Annotated in this window: 1 protein-coding gene and 2 pseudogenes; all 3 read right to left on the bottom strand. The window is 53.5% G+C overall.

From position 1 onward, the window contains the following. Positions 1-148: 148 nt before the first annotated feature. Positions 149-797 (bottom strand): annotated as a pseudogene (locus tag J9893_RS20765) (DUF6444 domain-containing protein); the annotation flags it as partial. Between the two features lie 100 nt (positions 798-897). Then, positions 898-1,005, bottom strand: a pseudogene (locus J9893_RS20760) (IS481 family transposase); the annotation flags it as partial. 40 nt (positions 1,006-1,045) lie between these two features. Further along, positions 1,046-1,978 (bottom strand): IS630 family transposase (locus J9893_RS20755; protein ID WP_210621944.1); only part of this gene is annotated, 933 nt, incomplete at its 5' end.

Below are 1,978 nucleotides of genomic sequence, written 5' to 3'. Positions count from 1 at the left end.
TTCAGCTTGGCCAAGGCCTTGCTCCAACACCAGTCGAACCGCCTCTGCCCGAAACTCTGGTGAATAGTGTTCTCTCGATTTCATTCAATACCCCCGATTGTCTCATCGTAACAATCGGGACTGTCTGTGAAAATCAGGATACCTCATGCTGCTTGATAGCTTGGTGAGTGGGCGTCAGCATGGCACTGACCCGTCCTTGTGCTTCGCTGATGGCCCCGCGACTAAAACCCAGACCAAAGTGTTGCTTAAGCTGCTGCTGTATCTGGGTGACACTCTGATGGAACTGACCACTTTGCAGCGCGATATAGCTGAGCCGATTCGGGCCCATCTGGGTGTCGCTGACCGAGTCAGGCAGTGCGGCATCCACCGTGTGAATGCACCGGGTACAGGTGGCGCGAAACAGCTGATGCTCGGTAACGAAGTAGCTCACCTCTGGTAGGTCAAACACCTGATGCGCTCGATAAGGTTTGTCATGCGCCAGCACGTTGCCACCACAGCAGGGGCAATCCGATGCCGGGTAGTGAGCTTCCACGGACAGACGGGCATCGTGCGCATGGCGCATCCGCCGCTGCCCTTTGTGGCCAGGCTGTGCACCGCGTTTTTTACCGGAAGCCGGACGCGGCCTGGCCGGTTGTGCTGCCAGGGCCATCACTGGAGGGCGGCCTGGAGGAGTTGCCGCTGTGTTGATTAAGGCGCTCCTCCAACTCGGTGATACGGTCCAGGAGCTTGTATATCAGCTCGTGGGCCTGTTCGATAGTCAGAGCGTTAACCGCTGGTGTCGAGAGCTTTTTGGTCATGCCAGCAAGCATGCAATACGGGCGGGATCATGCAACAGGCTGATTGCGATCAAGAGACGATCGTCTCATTTTTCCTGTCAAGCCACTCTCGGTGAACGGTTACGGGTTTGACCCCATGCCTGCTTAACACCTTATGGATTGTTGCTAAAGCGAGGGAAATATCAAAATGCCGGCGTAACTCACTCTGTATACGCCGGGCTTCTAAATTATGATTCCGCCTGAACTCTAAATAACTGATCCTAATAGTGCTACACCTTTGCTGTGCCATAGCCATTCCCCGGGAAAGGAGACACGGTATCCATGAAGTGTTTCACTCGAGCCAGCAGGTTGGCCATCCCTCTGCATTGATGATTGCGCGTGATGGTTTCATGCAACTTGTGCCACAGCCGTTCTATGTGATTAACCCAAGGACTGTAAACTGGCTGGAATACCAGGCAGAACTTAGGGTTTTTCTTCAACCATCGCTCGGTCTGTTTGCTTTTGTGAATGATGTAGTTATCGAGGATCAGCGTGATGGTTTTGGCTTGTCGGTAGTGGCGACGCAGCTTTTCCAGCATGGCGATAAACAGGGATGAGTTTTTCTTTATCCCACTGACGTAAAGCACTCTTCCGTTGCCTGCATGGAGAACGCCTGCCAGGTAATGTTTCGCGTTCTGTCCCGGCGTGACAACCCGCTTTTGCTGCGCTCTGAACATCCAGTCGGCCCCTAATTTGGGATTGAGGTCTATATCGACTTCATCCTCATAAAACACCGGATTATCGGCATCACAGCGGGCCAGCGCAGCGTCGATATCCGCCATTTTCTCCTGATAGGCTGGGTCTTTTATCCGCAAGGTCGGCACGGGCCTTCGCCAGACAATGCCCATACGCGGTAACCATCGACGGAGCGTGGAGGCTGCCATATTGAGGCCTGTTAACCGATTGATTTTGATAGCCAATAGTTCGGTACACCAGCTGCTGCGCTGATAACCAAAATCTTGCGGAGAAAACTGCATGAGCAGCACCAGTAAAGTGACAATCTTGGCAACAGGTAAGACTGGGGCACGGCCAGCCGGTAAGGCTTCTAGCGCATCTATGCCTTCATCTCGATACCATCGAAGCCAACGGCCGATGGTCGAGCGAGCAGCGCCGGTAAGGTGATGAACATCAGTGACCGTGCGTCCTTCATGTAACAGCAAGAT

This window comes from Aeromonas sp. MaB10011B (assembly GCF_017939325.1).
Classification (GTDB): domain Bacteria; phylum Pseudomonadota; class Gammaproteobacteria; order Enterobacterales; family Aeromonadaceae; genus Aeromonas; species Aeromonas caviae.
This window is presented reverse-complemented; position numbering and strand designations above follow the sequence as displayed.